Raw genomic sequence first — 16,266 nt, 5'->3', positions numbered from 1 at the left:
ATAAATATTAATCAACCTATTATGAAGTTAAGGTTACTCTCCCTTATGGGGATGCTTATTTCTGCGCTTTTTGTAAATGCGCAGGAATTGAAGAAAAGTCCTTTTAGTGCGAATTGGACTGTTCTAACAGATTCAAGTTATATTCAGGATTTTAAGTCATCTCCTATTTCGGATTTCGGAGAAGGCGCCATTAATTCTATTGCGTTCTCAAAAGATGGTACCATGTATTTGGCGTATGAGGGGAAAGGTATTTTTTCTTTGAAAGATGGTGACTTGAAATTGTTAAGTGAAGCTAATAGCGGTTCTTTGAGACGAGTTGCAGTGGACGGCAAAGGAAGGCTTTGGTCTTGTTCAACTGGGTATCTTTCTGTTTTTGAAGAGAATAAGTGGAGGTATTTTAAACTATGTGAAAGTGAGGAGCAATTTGAGGAAGCAAATGTGCCTTTACAGCATATTACTGATATGGTAGCAGGTTCCGATGGGGTTTATCTTACGGGAAGAGCTTTTATAAGTGAAGTGAATAAAGAAGGGGAGGATTATGTGACTGAAACAGCCACGACTGTTTTCTTTTTTGATGGGGATGAATCCATTGCTATTAGCGACACAAACAATGTAGGAGCCTCCCTTATGAGTAATAGAGACCTCCTCATGAATTTGAAGATCAATGATAAGGACGAAGTTATTGGGATTTACACCACCTCACCGTCCTTAAGTGTCGATGAAAAAAATTACTTTTTAGTTCAAATACGAGACAAAAAAATGGAGGTGGTTGAGGCAACGACCAAAGAAGCACCTTCAGAAACGGGAAGTAAAGTAAAAAAGCTTTTAGACCAAATTTCATTAGATGGTCTATTTTCAATGCATGACCTTACATTTTATGATGAGGCAGCCCTTATTGCAGATAATGGAACAACTCTTTATTCTTATAAAAATAACACCTGGGAAGAATATTTGGATTTAAAAACCTTCGATGATAGCCAAACCAAGATTAGAGCGATTGAAGGGCTCGGGGATCAGTTGTGGATAGCAACGGATAAGTCTGTCTTTTTATTAAATGGTAAAAAGGTGGTACAACAATTCGATTTAACTAAAGGCCACTTCTTAGGCAAAAACACAAGAATCTACGATATGGTAGCCGACCATCAAGGTAAGATATGGTTTTTAGATGGAGGCTTGCCAAAGAATAACTTTAAGAATGTTACTCCACCGAAAAAGGGATATTCAAACACTGGAATTACACAAGTTAGTTCTATTTCAGCTGGGCCAAATTATGAAATGTTTGCTCCAACATGGAGTCTTGTTAACGATTCTAAGGAATTAGACTTGTTGGCCTCAACAATGCAGGTGGATGGCGAAAATATTCGTTTGGACAAGGCGGTTATTAAGAAGGTAGTCGATGGGAAGGAAGTGGATGTGGTGACCGTTCCGGGCAAAGACTATTTGATGAAACATACTCAGGGTCAAGATGGCACTTTGTTTATTTACGATAAAGATCAAGTGCATCAATATAGTGAAGGAAAATTGACTAAATTATTAGAAGGACAGGACCCTAAATTGGCTAAAGGTTTTAAAGGAGTTTGGAAATTGGCAGACGGGGAAATATGGATTCGTGCGGCTAAGGGAATGTTCGTAATTTCAGTAGATAATTCTGTGCAGTTTTATACCAAGAAGAATGATGGTGGATTACCTACAACTAAGCCATATCAAGTTTTTCAGGCATCAAATGGTGTTAAATACATGAGAACATTGTGGAAAAATTATAAGCAAATTGATGGGCAATGGTTGGATTATAAGTCAGCAGGTAGTGGGTATATTGAAGGCGAAAATGGAGTGGTGTACAGCCCAAGTGGCTCAAGTTATGGGGGGATTTATGAGCAAACGGAAAAAGAAGTCAAAAACATCAAATATAATGAGAAATCGGTGGTGACGATGGAAAGTTATCAGGGTGCGAATGGTGGTGTGTGGTTTATTGGTAACGAAGCGTTTTATTATTTAAAAAATGGAGAGTTAATCAAATTTGATGAGTGGAACTCAACCCTTAGAGGTAGTTGGATAGATGCTGTGATTGTCAAGGATGGAAAGGATTATTTAAAATGCATAATCAAAGATTTTACCCCTCCTAAATCCGCAACACAACAAGTTGTAGAGCCTGTTCCCGTAAAAAAAGAAAAATTTATTTATGGGAAAGAAGTAACCTGGGCAGTATTCAACTCATCGGAAGTGCCGGTGTCAGTTATCGAAGAGGAAGAATAATACCTTGCTAATCGGTTCATGAGAACCAAATCAAGAGTACCAAATCAGTATGGACGTTGCACGTAACGTCCATACCGTGAGGTAGAAAAATAGGCGTGTTAAGGGACCATGATTCCCATGATTTTTTATTGTCCTCTGGGCAGTGTTGGTAACGGAAATATTAAATATAACTTGGTATGGCCTGTCACGAGAGGGACGCTCGCGATAGGTGAAAATCAGTATGGTGTTAGATGTAAATAATTACGTCTTTACGAGATCACGCCAATCAAGCTAATCCTTACTAATCATGCAAATCAGCATCTAAATCAAGACACAAAAAAAAGGCTTACCACACGGTAAGCCTTTTCTATATCTTCAAGCGATTACTTCGCCTCCTCATCCTCAATTTGCTTACACAATTTGCGGTACCATTTTTCACCGTACTTGCGTTCCAATGGTCCCTGCAAAAATTTATAAACCGGTACTTTGAGTTTCTCGCCCAACGTACAGGCGTCGGCGCAGATGTCCCAACGGTCATAGTTCAGTGCATCATACTGGTCGTATTTAGTCACCCGGATCGGGTACAGGTGGCAACTGATTGGCTTATAATAAGAGATTTTCTTGTCCAGATACGCTTGTTCAATCGCACATTTCAAGGTGCCGTCCGCCTCAATATTGGCATAGGCGCATTCTTTCCCGTCAATGATAGGCGTCGAATAGTCGTCCTCCCAATCTTTTACATAAGTACCTTGCTCCTCAACGGCTTTAATGCCTTCCTCAGTCATATAGGGCTTTACCTGCTCATAAACCTCCTCGAGAATAGGAAGTTCCTCAGCCTCTAATGGTGCACCGAGGTCGCCCTCAACACAACATGCGCCTTTACATTTACTAAGATCGCAAACAAATTTTTGTTCTTTGATATCGTCGCTGATGACCTGATTATCGATTACGATCATTTTTATATTTTTAAATGAATGATTATTCTGTCTGTTGTAATGCCTTCGCAGCAAGATGATTACCCGAGGGGAGCATCCTGGCGCGGAAAGGAAACCGTGCAAATTTAATGCAAATTTGTGATTATATCGTATTTTGTTGGTGGAGACCTGTAATTTTAGCTTTTGCTGAAACCAAAGACCTTCAGCGATTTGTTGAATTGCTGGCAGTGGAGCCAACCTCCCAGGCTCACAGCGCCCACCATGGGCGTTCCCTGAAAAGAGAACTCCTCCGGGACCAATAAAGTTAGCCTGCCCCTGGTGGAATACCACCTTCCACGAATGAGAATAATCCCGCCAAAAGCGTTATATTTGTTTTTTGGCCATTGAATATTAATCACGATTACGCAAACGAAATGAATTATTTGGATCTACTGAATGCACCACAGCGAGAGGGTGTAGTGAATACTGAAGGAGCAACGATGATTATCGCTGGGGCAGGATCAGGGAAAACGAGGGTGCTGACCTTCCGGATTGCCCACCTGATGCGCGCTCATGGGGTGGATCCATTCTCAATCATGTCGCTGACCTTTACCAATAAGGCGGCACGTGAAATGCGCGAGCGTATTGAAAAGGAAGTGGGGAATGAGGCCCGCAACCTTTGGATGGGGACTTTTCACTCGGTATTTGCCAAAATTTTGCGCTTTGAGTGTGAAAAGCTCGGCTATCCGTCCAACTTCACCATCTACGATGCGGACGATACCAAATCCTTGATCAAGACGATTGTCAAAGAAATGCAACTGGACGACAAGGTGTATAAAGCCAATGCCGTTTACAGCCGTATTTCCAATGCCAAAAATAACCTCATCGATTTTAATCAGTACCTCAAAAATCCGATGTTTAAGGCCGATGATGAGGCCGCCAAGCGCCCATTGTTAGGGGAGATTTATAAACGATATGTGATCCGCTGTTTCAAGGCGGGAGCGATGGATTTTGATGATCTGCTGTTCAATACCAATGTATTGTTCCGCGACCATCCCGATGTTTTGCATAAATATCAGCATCGTTTCAAATATATTCTGGTCGATGAGTTTCAGGATACCAACGTTTCGCAATACCTGATTGTCAAAAAACTCGCAGGGGTGCATCAGAATATCTGTGTGGTAGGTGATGATGCCCAGTCGATTTATGCATTCCGTGGTGCCAATATTCAGAATATCCTGAATTTTGAAAAGGATTTTCCTGAGGTAAAAACCATTAAGCTGGAGCAGAATTACAGATCGACAAGCACGATTGTAAATGCGGCCAATGGGGTGATCGCCAAAAACCAGGGACAGATTGAAAAGGACGTCTGGACGGCCAATGCGGAAGGGGACAAAATTGACTTGGTGCAAGCCTCTTCGGATAGTGAAGAAGCCCGCTTGATTGCCCAGGGGATTTTTGAATCCAAAATGACCCATCAGTGGCATAACGAGGATTTTGCCATCCTCTATCGTACCAATGCGCAGTCACGTTCTCTGGAGGAAGCTTTGCGCCGTGCGAACTTGAAATATAAGATCGTTGGTGGCCTTTCCTTTTATCAGCGTCGGGAAATTAAGGACCTGATCGCTTATTTCCGTGTCGCCCTGAATCCCAACGATGAGCAGGCGGTCGTGCGCTCGATCAATTTGCCCAAGCGTGGTATTGGACCCGGTACGGTAGATAAAATTCGGGTATATGCCGCAGAGCAAAACGTTGAATTGTGGACAGCCCTTCAGCAGTGCCGTGTTTTCCTTCCCGGACGGGCAGCCAATGCGGTAGACGGCTATGTTACGCTGATCAAATCCATGCAAATTGATGTCGAGAAATTCAATGCTTTCGAGGCGGCACAAAAAGTAGCCAAAGCTTCGGGATTGATGCGTGCATTGTTCGAAGATAAGACCGTCGAGGGGGTGAGCCGTTATGAAAACGTGCAGGAATTGCTCAATGCGGTCAAAGAGTTTGTCGATAACGAAGAAAATGAGGATAAAACCTTGGATGCATTCCTGCAAGAAGTATCTTTACTCACAGGAGTGGATCAGGCCAAGGACGATGATCCGGACGTGATCACGCTGATGACCATCCACATGGCGAAAGGGCTTGAATTCAAGCATGTTTTTGTTACCGGTATGGAAGAGGAATTATTTCCCTCGACCATGATGATGGCCTCAAGAGATGATTTGGAGGAGGAACGCCGTTTGTTTTATGTGGCCATAACACGTGCCGAGCAAAAATTAACACTTTCTTTTGCAATGAATCGCTACCGATTTGGTAAATTGGTCAATTGTGAGCCTTCACGCTTTTTAGAAGAGGTGGATTCGAACTTGCTCAACGTGGCCAAAAAGACCCGACAGGTGAGTTTCAATGATGCTGCACCAAGCGTTAACCCTTCTGGGCTGGGGTCAAACTTCATGAACAGCAAGGGAACATCCGGAGCGCAGTATGCTAAAAACCTCGTCAATAATAATCCATTGGCCAACCGCAAAAGTCCGCAGGTAGATCATAAGCCGTCATCAGGATTTACACCAAGTGATCCGAGTCTGCTGGCCGTAGGGCAAAAAGTAGAACATCTTAAGTTTGGCTTCGGAAAGGTTGTCCGGCTTGATTTGAACGGTGCGGCACCAAAAGCACAAGTGAACTTTGAACTGGTAGGAGATAAAACCCTGCTGCTGAGTTTTGCCAAGCTGCATATTGTGGAGTAAAGGCAAGCAATTTTTTTAATAGATTATCGTGTTTGTTTTGCGCCAACGGCTTTGCCATTGCGTAACTCATCCTAAAGCAAAGAAAATATTCAGATATATGCATAATTACAATACCACCAAATCCGAAATCTTACAAAAGGAATATGGTCGTAATATTCAGGAGCTTGCTGCTCATGTAGTCAGTATTGAAGATCGACAAGAGCGCACCAAAGCCGCTTTTGCACTGATTCACCTGATGAAGGAGCTGACCCCAAATAAAATGAAGGACTCTCCGGAATATGCGCAACGTCTTTGGGATGATTTGTACATCATTACTGATTTCAAGCTTGATGTTGACGCTCCTTTTGAGTGTCCAGAGCCAGCAAGCATCCACAAAAAGCCACAAACGGTCCCTTACTTGGGTGGGCAGCCTCGCTACCGACACTATGGCCGTAATATCGAAAACATGATTGCCAAGGCTTCGGAAATTGAAGACGAGGAAGAGCTGATCGGGGCAGTGGTAACGATCGGGAAGCTGATGAAAATCTTCTACCTGCAATGGAACCGTGATAATGTCGATGATCGTCTGATTTTGGATGATATCAAGCGGATCTCCCGAGGGAGTGTCAAGTTTGATAACGACAAAATTCTTGAAGATAACCTTTTGGCCAGCAGTGGAACACCAAACAGGACTGGCAGAAACTTTTCCAATAACAACCGCCGGAGAAACTTCTCCAATGATCGCCGCAACAATAACAACAACAGAAACAGCGGGCAGAACAGGGGAGGCCAAGGGAAAGGCAACAACTACCGAAAAAGAAAAAATTAATTATATTAAAAAAGGAGGCCGAAACAGCCTCCTTTTTTTTAGATTTGTCCCTTCAAAAAATATGCAGCTTTTATCTTCGGAAATTCATACATTCAGTCGGAGATCCCCAATTTCTTGTTTAACTTATTACAAAGCATTCGGGTGGCAGCATAGGCTTTGCTAAATTTGTTTTAAGACTCAATAATCATAAAAATCCATGGCAGCATTCAAAATAGAGGGTGGCGCATCACTGAGCGGTGAGATCACTCCTCAGGGCGCAAAGAATGAGGCACTGCAAATTCTAAGTGCAGTTCTGTTGACCTCAGAACCTGTAACCATCCACAATATTCCCAATATCAGGGATGTCAATAAGCAAATCGAATTGCTGAAGGATTTCGGCGTAAAAGTCGATCAGCTTGAAGAAAAAGGCAGTTACCGATTTGAGGCCTCAGGGGTTGACCTGAAATTCCTCGAAACAGAAACATTCCGCAGCAAGGCCTCCTCCTTGCGTGGATCCATTATGCTGATAGGCCCACTGTTGGCGCGTTTCGGTGAAGCACAAATGCCTCAGCCTGGTGGTGATAAAATTGGCCGCCGCCGTCTTGATACCCACTTTATAGGACTGAAGCAACTCGGGGCAAACTTTGATTTTGATGCACAGCGCCATCGTTATTTCGTGAAAGCGGAGCAGCTTACGGGCAAGTATATTCTTCTGGATGAAGCCTCTGTAACAGGAACTGCCAATTTGGTAATGGCGGCCGTACTTGCAAAAGGAAAAACAACCATTTACAATGCCGCTTGTGAGCCTTACTTGCAGCAGTTGTGCAAAATGCTCAACCGTATGGGTGCCAACATCTCAGGCATCGGGTCCAATTTGCTGGAAATCGAAGGGGTCGAGGTACTTGGTGGTACCACACATACCCTGCTTCCTGACATGATTGAGATTGGGAGCTTTATTGGCCTCGCTGCCATGACGAAGTCCGAAATTACCATCAAAAATGTACGTATCGATCAATTGGGTTTAATCCCAAATACGTTCCGAAAACTGGGTATTCGCATTGAAGAAAAAGGGGACGATCTTTTTATTCCTGCTCAGGAACATTATGAGATTGATACCTTCATTGATGGCTCAATCCTGACCATCGCCGATGCTATCTGGCCGGGCTTCACCCCTGATTTGCTGTCCATTCTATTGGTGGTGGCAACGCAGGCGAAAGGTACCGTACTGATTCACCAGAAAATGTTTGAGTCCCGTTTGTTCTTTACCGATAAACTGATCGACATGGGGGCGCAGATCATCCTTTGTGATCCTCACAGGGCTACTGTTATTGGCCTGGATAGAAAATATCCGCTCCGTGGTATTCGCATGACCAGCCCGGATATCCGTGCCGGAGTTTCTTTGCTGATTGCCGCCCTTTCGGCCACAGGTACCAGCGTGATCGACAATGTAGAGCAGATTGACCGCGGTTATCAGGACATCGATGAACGCTTGCGTGCATTGGGTGCGAAAATCGAAAGGATCAACTAATTTGTTGTAAATAAAAACATTACTCTTATAGAAATTGAAAGGCTTCTACCCTCATCATTTTGGGTATGAAGCTTTTTTGTGTACCTTTGTGGCTTATTTGAAAAGCATTTTTTCGTTGATTAAAAATATTCTATATGGATTTATTTGCTAAGTGTGATGCAAAAAACACGCCTCTTGGAAAATACTCAGATGTAGACGAAGGTTACTACATGTTTCCTAAGTTGGAAGGGGAGATTGGTCCTCGTATGAACTTCCAAGGCCGTCAGGTATTGAACTGGTCGTTGAACAATTATTTGGGTTTGGCGAACGATCCTGAGGTGCGTAAGGCGGATGCTGATGCTACTGCAAACTGGGGATTAGCATACCCAATGGGTGCGCGTATCATGTCTGGAAATACCACTAAGCACGAGCAGTTGGAGCGTGAGTTGGCGGATTTCGTAGGGAAGGAAGATTGTTTCTTGCTGAACTTCGGTTACCAAGGGGTAGTATCAATTATTGATGCGGTATTGGACCGTCGCGATGTCGTAGTTTACGATGCAGAAAGCCATGCTTGTATCCTTGATGGTCTTCGTCTTCATATCGGTAAACGTTTCGTTTATACTCATAACGATATGGAATCCCTGGAGAAGCAGCTGGAGCGTGCGGAGCGTTTGGCGAAAGAAACCGGTGGCGGTGTCTTGGTGATTACCGAAGGTGTTTTCGGGATGTCGGGTGCGATGGGCGCTTTGGCAGAAGTTATCAAGCTGAAAGAGAAATTCGACTTCCGTTTGTTCGTTGATGATGCGCACGGTTTCGGTACAATGGGTAAAACAGGTGCAGGTACTGGTGAGCAATTGGGTTGCCAGGACGGTATCGATCTTTACTTCTCAACTTTTGCCAAATCTATGGCTTCTATCGGTGCATTTGTTGCTGGTGACCACAAGATCGTGAAATACTTGCGTTACAGCATGCGTTCGCAAATTTTTGCGAAATCATTGCCTATGCCGATCGTTGAAGGAAACCTGAAGCGTCTGGAAATGTTGAAAAACTCTCCGGCAAAAGATAAACTTTGGACAATCGTGAATGCTTTGCAGAGCGGTTTGAAAGAGAACGGTTTCAATATTGGTAATACAGAAACTCCTGTAACACCAGTATTCCTTTCAGGAACAATGACTGAAGCAGGTAACCTGACACAGGATATCCGTGAGCGTTTTAACATCTTCTGTTCAATCGTTATTTACCCGGTGATTCCTAAAGGGCAAATCATGTTGCGTATTATCCCTACGGCAGCGCATACTTTGGACGATGTGAATGAAACGATCTCTGCCTTCAAGCAAATCAAAGCAAAACTTGATGGTGGTGAGTATAAATTTGATGGTATTGCTGAGCAAATGCCTGACTAATTTAGCCGAAAATACAATACTTTGAACTTCAAGGTATTAACGAATTAGCTGAAAATTGTTGTTATACTGGTGAACAATCAATATAATTTCATTTTTCAGCTTTTTTTATGTCTTGATTTTAGTCTGATATAATGGTTTTTGGGTATTTTTATTATATTGCTTATGAGAAGCATAACTTTTATAACTTAAAACCTATTTTTGAACGATGAAAAGATTTGACGAAATCAAAGACCTATTACTCTCCTTGGAAGCTGACTTTCAAAAGTTTTATGAGAAAGAAAACCAAGCTGCCGGAACACGTGTCCGTAAGGGAATGCAAGAATTGAAAAATTTAGCACAGGATATTCGTGTTGAAGTTCAAGAAAAGAAAAATACGAAGCACGAAGCTTAAATTTTTTTATTTGAAATGCCGGGATTTAAAAATCCTGAAAAAGCGATCAGCATCAGTTGACCGTTTTTTTTTGCTTTAAACTTTGGCTTTCCGTAGGCCAAACCACGATGCCTGACATTCATTGGCCCTGAATATATCAAGCAAGGAAGAATGGTCGTTAGGCTATTTATAGGTAATTTGTAAAGCCTGCAGCGCAGATGTTGTAATGGGCGGCAGGTGACCACTATCGATTAATTCAGCTTAAATCAAATAACAAAAGATGGGGTTATTTCAAAAATTAATGGGCAACGCCTCGGCAGTTAGCGTTGAGAAATTGCAAAAAGAATATGAGCCAATACTGATGGATCAGGAGCGTATAGAGTTCGGGTTTTCACTGATTCGAGATGTGTTCCTCTTTACAGGGAAACGGCTCATCCTGATTGATGTACAGGGGGTAACAGGTAAAAAGAAAGCGTATAAAAGTATTCCTTACAAAAGCATTTCGCGCTTTTCTGTTGAAACTGCCGGTACTTTTGATCTGGATGCCGAGCTGAAAGTGTGGATTTCCGGAGAGGATGAGCCCACGATCGATAAGCCCTTCAATAAGAGCATAGATGTTTATGCGGTTCAGAAACTGCTTGCTGAAAAGGTTTGTGGGTAATGAGGGGGCACGGATTTTTATCTTGATCAGAAGGATTGTTTAGTCAGTGCAGGCACGCTTAAAACCAAATAGGATGCAGTGAGAACCTCACTCATGATTGTTGATCAAGTGCTCACTTTTCTGCCTCGGTCTGTTGTGCCAAGCGATGAGTTATTGCAGATCAATATTTTCAGTGCCCAATATTTTAGGTCAGGAAAAACATATTTAAAAGGCACTAAAAAGAAGCGTTTTCTAAGATGAATTTCAAAAAAAGGCGACACCTTATGAATAGGTGTCGCCTTTGTATTTTTTGCTATTTTAAGATGTATCGCTTAATAAATCTCTGGGTAAGTCTCTGGATCAAATTCGTGCATCATTTGATAGATGCGGTCGAAAACAGACTCCGCACTTGGCTTGGAGAAGAAATCGCCATCAGAACCATAAGCCGGACGATGATCCTCCGAGGAGATACAAATCGGTTGCGAGTCAAGGTATTGATACGCATTTTGCTCGTCAAGGACTTTTTGCATTAGGTAAGCTGACGCGCCACCCTGAACATCCTCATCTGCAAAAACTACCCGGTTGGTCTTTTGCACGGATGCTACAATGCGGTGCTCGAGGTCAAATGGTACGAGGGTCTGAGCGTCGATCACTTCTACTGAAATGCCCACCTGAGCGAGCTCTTCAGCTGCTGCCATTATAATTCTGCACATGGATCCGTAAGTAACTACGGTAACGTCTGTTCCGGCACGCAATACCTCTGGGCGGCCAAGGGGAACAGTGTATTCTCCAAGGTTGTTCGGCATCGCTTCCTTCAGGCGGTAGCCGTTCAGGCATTCGATGACAAGGGCAGGATCATCACCTTTCAGCAAAGTGTTGTACATACCGGCAGCCTGTGTAAAGTTGCGAGGCGTCAGGATGTACATCCCTCTCAAGCTCCCCAAAATCATCGAAATAGGTGAGCCGGAATGCCATACTCCTTCAAGGCGGTGGCCACGTGTACGGATGATCAGCGGTGCTTTCTGGCCTCCGGCGGTGCGGTGGTGCAGGCAGGCAAGATCATCAGTAAGGGTGTTAAGTGCATATACGAGGTAATCGAGATACTGAATTTCAGCAATAGGGCGCAAGCCACGCATGGCCGCTCCTGTGCCTTCACCAATAATGGTCATCTCACGGATGGAGGTGTCATGTACGCGCAACTCCCCGAAAATATCCTGAACACCAGCCATTCCCTGGTTAACATCCCCAATCTTGCCAACATCTTCACCGAAGGCAAAAACACGGGGATCGTTCTCGAGTGCTTTCTTGAAATACTGATTGATAATCTCACGGCCATCAACCATTTCAGGGTCCTGGTCGTAGCTTTTGGCAACTTCCGTAACCTTCAGCGCCGATCGTTCATCCTCACAATAAAGCAAGGTATTGTATTCTTCCCGATGTTGTGCCATGGCTGTTTCAAGCCATTTGATCAGTGCAACGCGGGCAGGACTGGTCTTTTTGCGTGTCAGGCGTAAAGCTTTTTTTACGGCCTTGATGTTATCCATCTTGATGGGGTTGAAGCCATTTTTCAGCCCATCAGCAATCGCATTAATTTTTTCTGTATGTTCTTCGGAACTGTCTGCCAAACGCTCAAGCAGCTCAATGACCTGCTTGCGCAAAGGGGCCATGCTGTCAAGGAAAGCCTTGAATGCCGCATTTTTTTCATCACGAACCTTTTTCTTGGCTTCAAGTTCCAGCGTGTTCAGTTCTTCTTCTGTGGCATAACCTTCGGCAATAACCCAGGAGCGCATTTGCTTCACACAATCGAATTCAGCCTCCCAATGGAGTCTTTCCTCGTTTTTGTAGCGCTCATGTGATCCCGAGGTGGAGTGCCCTTGTGGTTGGGTTACCTCAATTACGTGTACCAGGCAAGGGATATGTTGCTCGCGGGCAAGCTGTGCCGCTTTCTGATAAGTTTCGAACAGGGCAGGGTAGTCCCATCCTTTAACTTCAAAAATCTCTATCCCCGGATGTTCCTCCGTGCGCTGAAAACCTGCAAGTGCTTTGGAAATACTCTGTTTTACCGTGTGGTGCTCAGGGCCTACGGAAATACCATACTGGTCATCCCAAACCGACATCACGACGGGCAGCTGCATTACGCCCACGGCATTAATGGTTTCCAGAAACATCCCTTCAGAAGTGGAGGCGTTCCCGATGGTGGAAAATACCACTTCATTTCCTTGATGACTGAACTTCTCGAAGGCTTCACCCTGTAATTCCTCTACATGGCGGTAAAGTTTTGATGCATAGCCCAGCCCCACAATTCGAGGCATCTGGCCCGCAGTAGGGGAGATGTCAGAGGCCACATTGCAAGTGTCTGACTGCGATTTCCAGGAACCGTCTTCGGCAATCCATCGGGTGCCAAAGTGTCCGTTCATCATTCGGCCACCAGAGGCTGGCTCAGCTTCAATATCAGTGTGCGCATAAAGTTGCGCAAAAAATTCCTGAATCGACATTTCACCAATCGCCATCATGAAGGTTTGGTCGCGGTAGTATCCCGAACGCCAATCTCCTTTTTGGAAAGCTCTCGCCATCGCCACTTGCGGTACTTCCTTTCCATCTCCAAATATCCCAAATTTGGCTTTACCCATGAATACTTCCTTCCGACCGGCAAGGGCAGTTTCACGGCTTTCAACTACTGTGCGGTAGTCTTCTAAAATATATTTTTTATTTAAAGGGGAAACAGTTGTAGTACTTTGATCCGACACTGTCAAACAGGTTTAATGGTACACAAAAATATCTTTGAGAACATCTCAAGGTGTCTTTTTTTCGCCTTGGAATTTAGATCTCCTATCCTAAATATACATTCTTTTGGTGTAAAGCCCTAAAATTATTCCTGTGGGTAAATCCTGAAAATTTCGCATTGAAATGAACATGGTGGCAAAAGAGTATTATTTTTAAGCGGGGCGGAATTTTATTTCAGTAAAACATATTTTCATAAAATATAATTTTTTAACTTTTTTAGGGCGTTCCCGTCTGTATTTATTAAACGATTGGTCTTTATTGCTACAGTATTGTACCATAGTTTGAATTGTCCAAAATGGACTTGGATAAAAATTATGACCTATTTTGTAGGAAATAAAAATAATTTCAGCAAATTACCATCAGAAATAGGCTTCGATTTTACTGATCGATAAATATTGCATTTTTTTAATATTGAATTATCAACACAAACTATAAAACCTTTGTATTATGATTATCGGTGTACCAAAGGAGATTAAAAACAACGAGAACCGTGTGGCGCTTACGCCTGCTGGTGTGAACGAAATGAAAAAGCACGGGCACCAGGTGTATGTGCAATCTACTGCAGGCGAAGGCAGTGGTTTCTCCGACGAGGCTTTTGCTGAAGCAGGGGCGAATATTTTAGCCACCATTGAAGAGGTTTATGGCATTGCCGAAATGATCATCAAGGTGAAAGAACCGATAGAGTTCGAATACGATTTGATCCGTGAGGATCAGTTATTGTTTACCTATTTCCACTTTGCTTCTTATGAGCCGCTGACCAAAGCGATGATTGAGAGCAAGTCGGTTTGTCTGGCTTACGAAACCGTAGAGCGCGGACGCGGCCTTCCTTTGCTGGTTCCGATGTCGGAAGTGGCGGGTCGTATGTCGATTCAGGAAGGGGCGAAATACCTTGAAAAACCAATGCAGGGCCGTGGGATTCTCCTTGGGGGTGTTCCAGGGGTAAAGCCGGCTAAAGTTTTGGTGCTCGGTGGAGGTATCGTAGGCTATCAGTCCGCAAAAATGGCGGCAGGTCTTGGTGCTGATGTAACCATCATGGACATCAGTCTGGATCGTTTGCGTTATCTTGATGATGTGATGGCGGCGAACGTTACCACAATGATGTCGAGTGAATATAATATCCGTCAGGAAATTAAAGAGGCGGATTTGGTGATTGGTGCGGTGTTGATTCCAGGCGCAAAAGCACCACATTTGGTTACGCGGGATATGTTGAAAGACATGAAGCCGGGCGCAGTACTTGTGGATGTGGCCGTAGACCAGGGCGGGTGTATCGAAACCTGTAAACCGACCACACACGCTGATCCTATATTTATTATTGACGATGTGGTGCATTACTGCGTGGCGAATATGCCTGGGGCAGTTCCTTATACTTCCACTTTGGCACTAACGAATGCTACGCTGCCGTATGCCCTTGAGCTTGCCAACAAAGGCTGGAAGAAGGCGTGTCAGGAAAGTTCTGAACTGAAAACGGGGCTTAATGTGGTGAAAGGCGATGTGGTGTATAAAGCGGTGGCTGAAGCTTTCGATTTGCCTTATGTGCCTGTAGAGGAATATCTGCAAGATGAAGAAATGGCGGTTTAAGCGCAATAGTTTATATCAAACAGAAAAGGGTGTTTAAAACATAGCGGCTGAACTGAGTTGTTGGTTTTGAATACATGCTAAAAGAGGCTGTCGGTGGATAAACACGGACAGCCTCTTTTTTTTGCTGAATACTTTCTGATGATTGTTATTCCTGAAATTTGCTGGCCACCAAATTGAGTAGTTGTTTGGTTTCTGTAGCCTCCATATCCCATGCGTATGGTCGTGCAAAATTATTGATCAGGTAAGTGGCGGCCTCGTCGTTGGTCTCCAGGTTCTCAATATGGTCGAGGGCCTCACGGAAACTTTTCTTGCTGCCCCCAAAGAGCTCATTGGTAAACATAAAGCGGTCATTCAGGGAAATGGACTCCGCAATGCTTCTGCTGTTTTTTTCTTTCAGGCGGTCGCCGAGGGTCTTGAACTGCACCGGCTTGCCTTTGGTCAGCTGGTCATGAAGGGTTTCAATTTCCCCGAGCAACTTGTCATTTTCAGCAAGGGGTAAGCCCGAGACGGCATCTTCCTCCTGAGGCTGGCTCAGCTTTTCGAGGTTCAAAGGAAATACCCTTGAGTATTCCTCAATGAGGGTGTCGGTGTCTGGAGTTGTCCAGCTTGTATGACTGATCACCTCATGTAATTGTGTGCGGGTATCGGCCACCGACATCTGTTGAATGTGCTCCGCTTGCCAGATTTGTACCATCTTATCGATGGGCATGGGGTTTATTTTCAGGTACTTTGTCCAGTTTTCAAGCTCCATTAGATAGACCGTGTCGCCTACCCAGTGGTCGAGCATTTCTTCATAATAATCCTCAGGATCAAAGGTCAGTAACAGGGCCCTGTAACAGGCCTCTTCAAGCAAGGGCTCAAAGTCGTACTGCTCCACCGCAATATGATTCGACAGGATATTCTTGAAACGCACGAAGGCTTCCTGCACCTCCGCAGCTGAAAAATTAAAATAAGGGCTTTTAATTTTTTGGGTTTCAATATGCCATTTTTCGAAAAGAATCTGAATCACAAAAAAGTTCACCTGATTCACACTGCAAAGGGTGGTTAAATGTGCCCCTTTAACCACTGGCGCACTGCGAAAAAAATTCGCAGAAAATTCTAAAGTGAAGTTTTTGGCATAATCCCTAAGGGCACCTTTATTTATCTGATTTATCATGGATGTTAACCCTATAAAGTCTCGTAAGTCTCAAATTGTATTACTATCAAGTAAACAACTTGCAATAGTAAGCAAAAATAATGCTTTTGTTTTGCAATTAAACTACAAAACAAATTAGGTTTTAAAAAAAATATCTGCCCAATAAATTAATTTTGCA

11 protein-coding genes are annotated in these 16,266 nt (G+C 43.7%); 8 read left to right on the top strand and 3 right to left on the bottom strand.

Going from position 1 to position 16,266, the window contains the following annotated elements; translation table 11 throughout:
• Positions 1-21 precede the first annotated feature (21 nt).
• On the top strand, positions 22-2,253 hold the full coding sequence (locus tag AABK40_RS10890; protein WP_338397058.1) for a ligand-binding sensor domain-containing protein: 2,232 nt from the start codon (positions 22-24) through the stop codon (positions 2,251-2,253).
• A gap of 362 nt (positions 2,254-2,615) precedes the next feature.
• On the opposite strand, the gene AABK40_RS10885 is transcribed toward AABK40_RS10890, so the two are convergent.
• The gene (locus tag AABK40_RS10885; protein WP_332920022.1) at positions 2,616-3,188 is read right to left on the bottom strand and encodes a DUF3109 family protein; all 573 of its coding nucleotides are present in this window, start codon (positions 3,186-3,188) and stop codon (positions 2,616-2,618) included.
• Positions 3,189-3,580: 392 nt separating this feature from the next.
• Between AABK40_RS10885 and AABK40_RS10880 the strand changes: the two genes are divergently transcribed.
• The 6 genes from AABK40_RS10880 to AABK40_RS10855 all read left to right on the top strand — a co-directional run bounded on the left by AABK40_RS10880 (position 3,581) and on the right by AABK40_RS10855 (position 10,612).
• A complete protein-coding gene (locus AABK40_RS10880) occupies positions 3,581-5,884 on the top strand; it encodes an ATP-dependent helicase (RefSeq protein ID WP_332920021.1) in 2,304 nt (767 codons plus the stop codon).
• Between the two features lie 97 nt (positions 5,885-5,981).
• Positions 5,982-6,692 carry a DUF4290 domain-containing protein gene (locus tag AABK40_RS10875; RefSeq protein WP_332920020.1) on the top strand — a complete coding sequence of 237 codons (711 nt, stop codon included), beginning with the start codon at positions 5,982-5,984 and terminating at the stop codon, positions 6,690-6,692.
• 196 nt (positions 6,693-6,888) lie between these two features.
• Complete coding sequence (gene murA / locus AABK40_RS10870) at positions 6,889-8,199, top strand: UDP-N-acetylglucosamine 1-carboxyvinyltransferase (RefSeq protein ID WP_332920019.1); 1,311 nt, start codon at positions 6,889-6,891, stop codon at positions 8,197-8,199.
• A 134-nt stretch (positions 8,200-8,333) separates the two neighbouring features.
• Positions 8,334-9,581 carry an aminotransferase class I/II-fold pyridoxal phosphate-dependent enzyme gene (locus AABK40_RS10865; protein WP_332920018.1) on the top strand — a complete coding sequence of 416 codons (1,248 nt, stop codon included), beginning with the start codon at positions 8,334-8,336 and terminating at the stop codon, positions 9,579-9,581.
• Positions 9,582-9,786: 205 nt separating this feature from the next.
• Complete coding sequence (locus tag AABK40_RS10860) at positions 9,787-9,972, top strand: histone H1 (protein WP_332920017.1); 186 nt, start codon at positions 9,787-9,789, stop codon at positions 9,970-9,972.
• Between the two features lie 259 nt (positions 9,973-10,231).
• Positions 10,232-10,612 carry a PH domain-containing protein gene (locus tag AABK40_RS10855; protein WP_332920016.1) on the top strand — a complete coding sequence of 127 codons (381 nt, stop codon included), beginning with the start codon at positions 10,232-10,234 and terminating at the stop codon, positions 10,610-10,612.
• Positions 10,613-10,923: 311 nt separating this feature from the next.
• Here AABK40_RS10855 and AABK40_RS10850 read toward each other — a convergent pair whose 3' ends face one another.
• Positions 10,924-13,338: an alpha-ketoacid dehydrogenase subunit alpha/beta gene (locus AABK40_RS10850; protein WP_338397057.1), complete on the bottom strand. Its 2,415-nt coding sequence runs from the start codon at positions 13,336-13,338 to the stop codon at positions 10,924-10,926.
• 484 nt (positions 13,339-13,822) lie between these two features.
• On the opposite strand from AABK40_RS10850, the gene ald reads away from it, so the two are divergent.
• Positions 13,823-14,953 carry an alanine dehydrogenase gene (ald, locus tag AABK40_RS10845; protein WP_338397056.1) on the top strand — a complete coding sequence of 377 codons (1,131 nt, stop codon included), beginning with the start codon at positions 13,823-13,825 and terminating at the stop codon, positions 14,951-14,953.
• Between the two features lie 145 nt (positions 14,954-15,098).
• Here the strand turns inward: ald and AABK40_RS10840 are convergent, their stop codons facing one another.
• The gene (locus AABK40_RS10840) at positions 15,099-16,109 is read right to left on the bottom strand and encodes a hypothetical protein (protein ID WP_338397055.1); all 1,011 of its coding nucleotides are present in this window, start codon (positions 16,107-16,109) and stop codon (positions 15,099-15,101) included.
• Between the last annotated feature and the right edge of the window lie 157 nt (positions 16,110-16,266).

It is taken from the genome of Persicobacter psychrovividus (assembly GCF_036492425.1).
Taxonomy (GTDB): domain Bacteria; phylum Bacteroidota; class Bacteroidia; order Cytophagales; family Cyclobacteriaceae; genus Persicobacter; species Persicobacter psychrovividus.
This window is presented reverse-complemented; position numbering and strand designations above follow the sequence as displayed.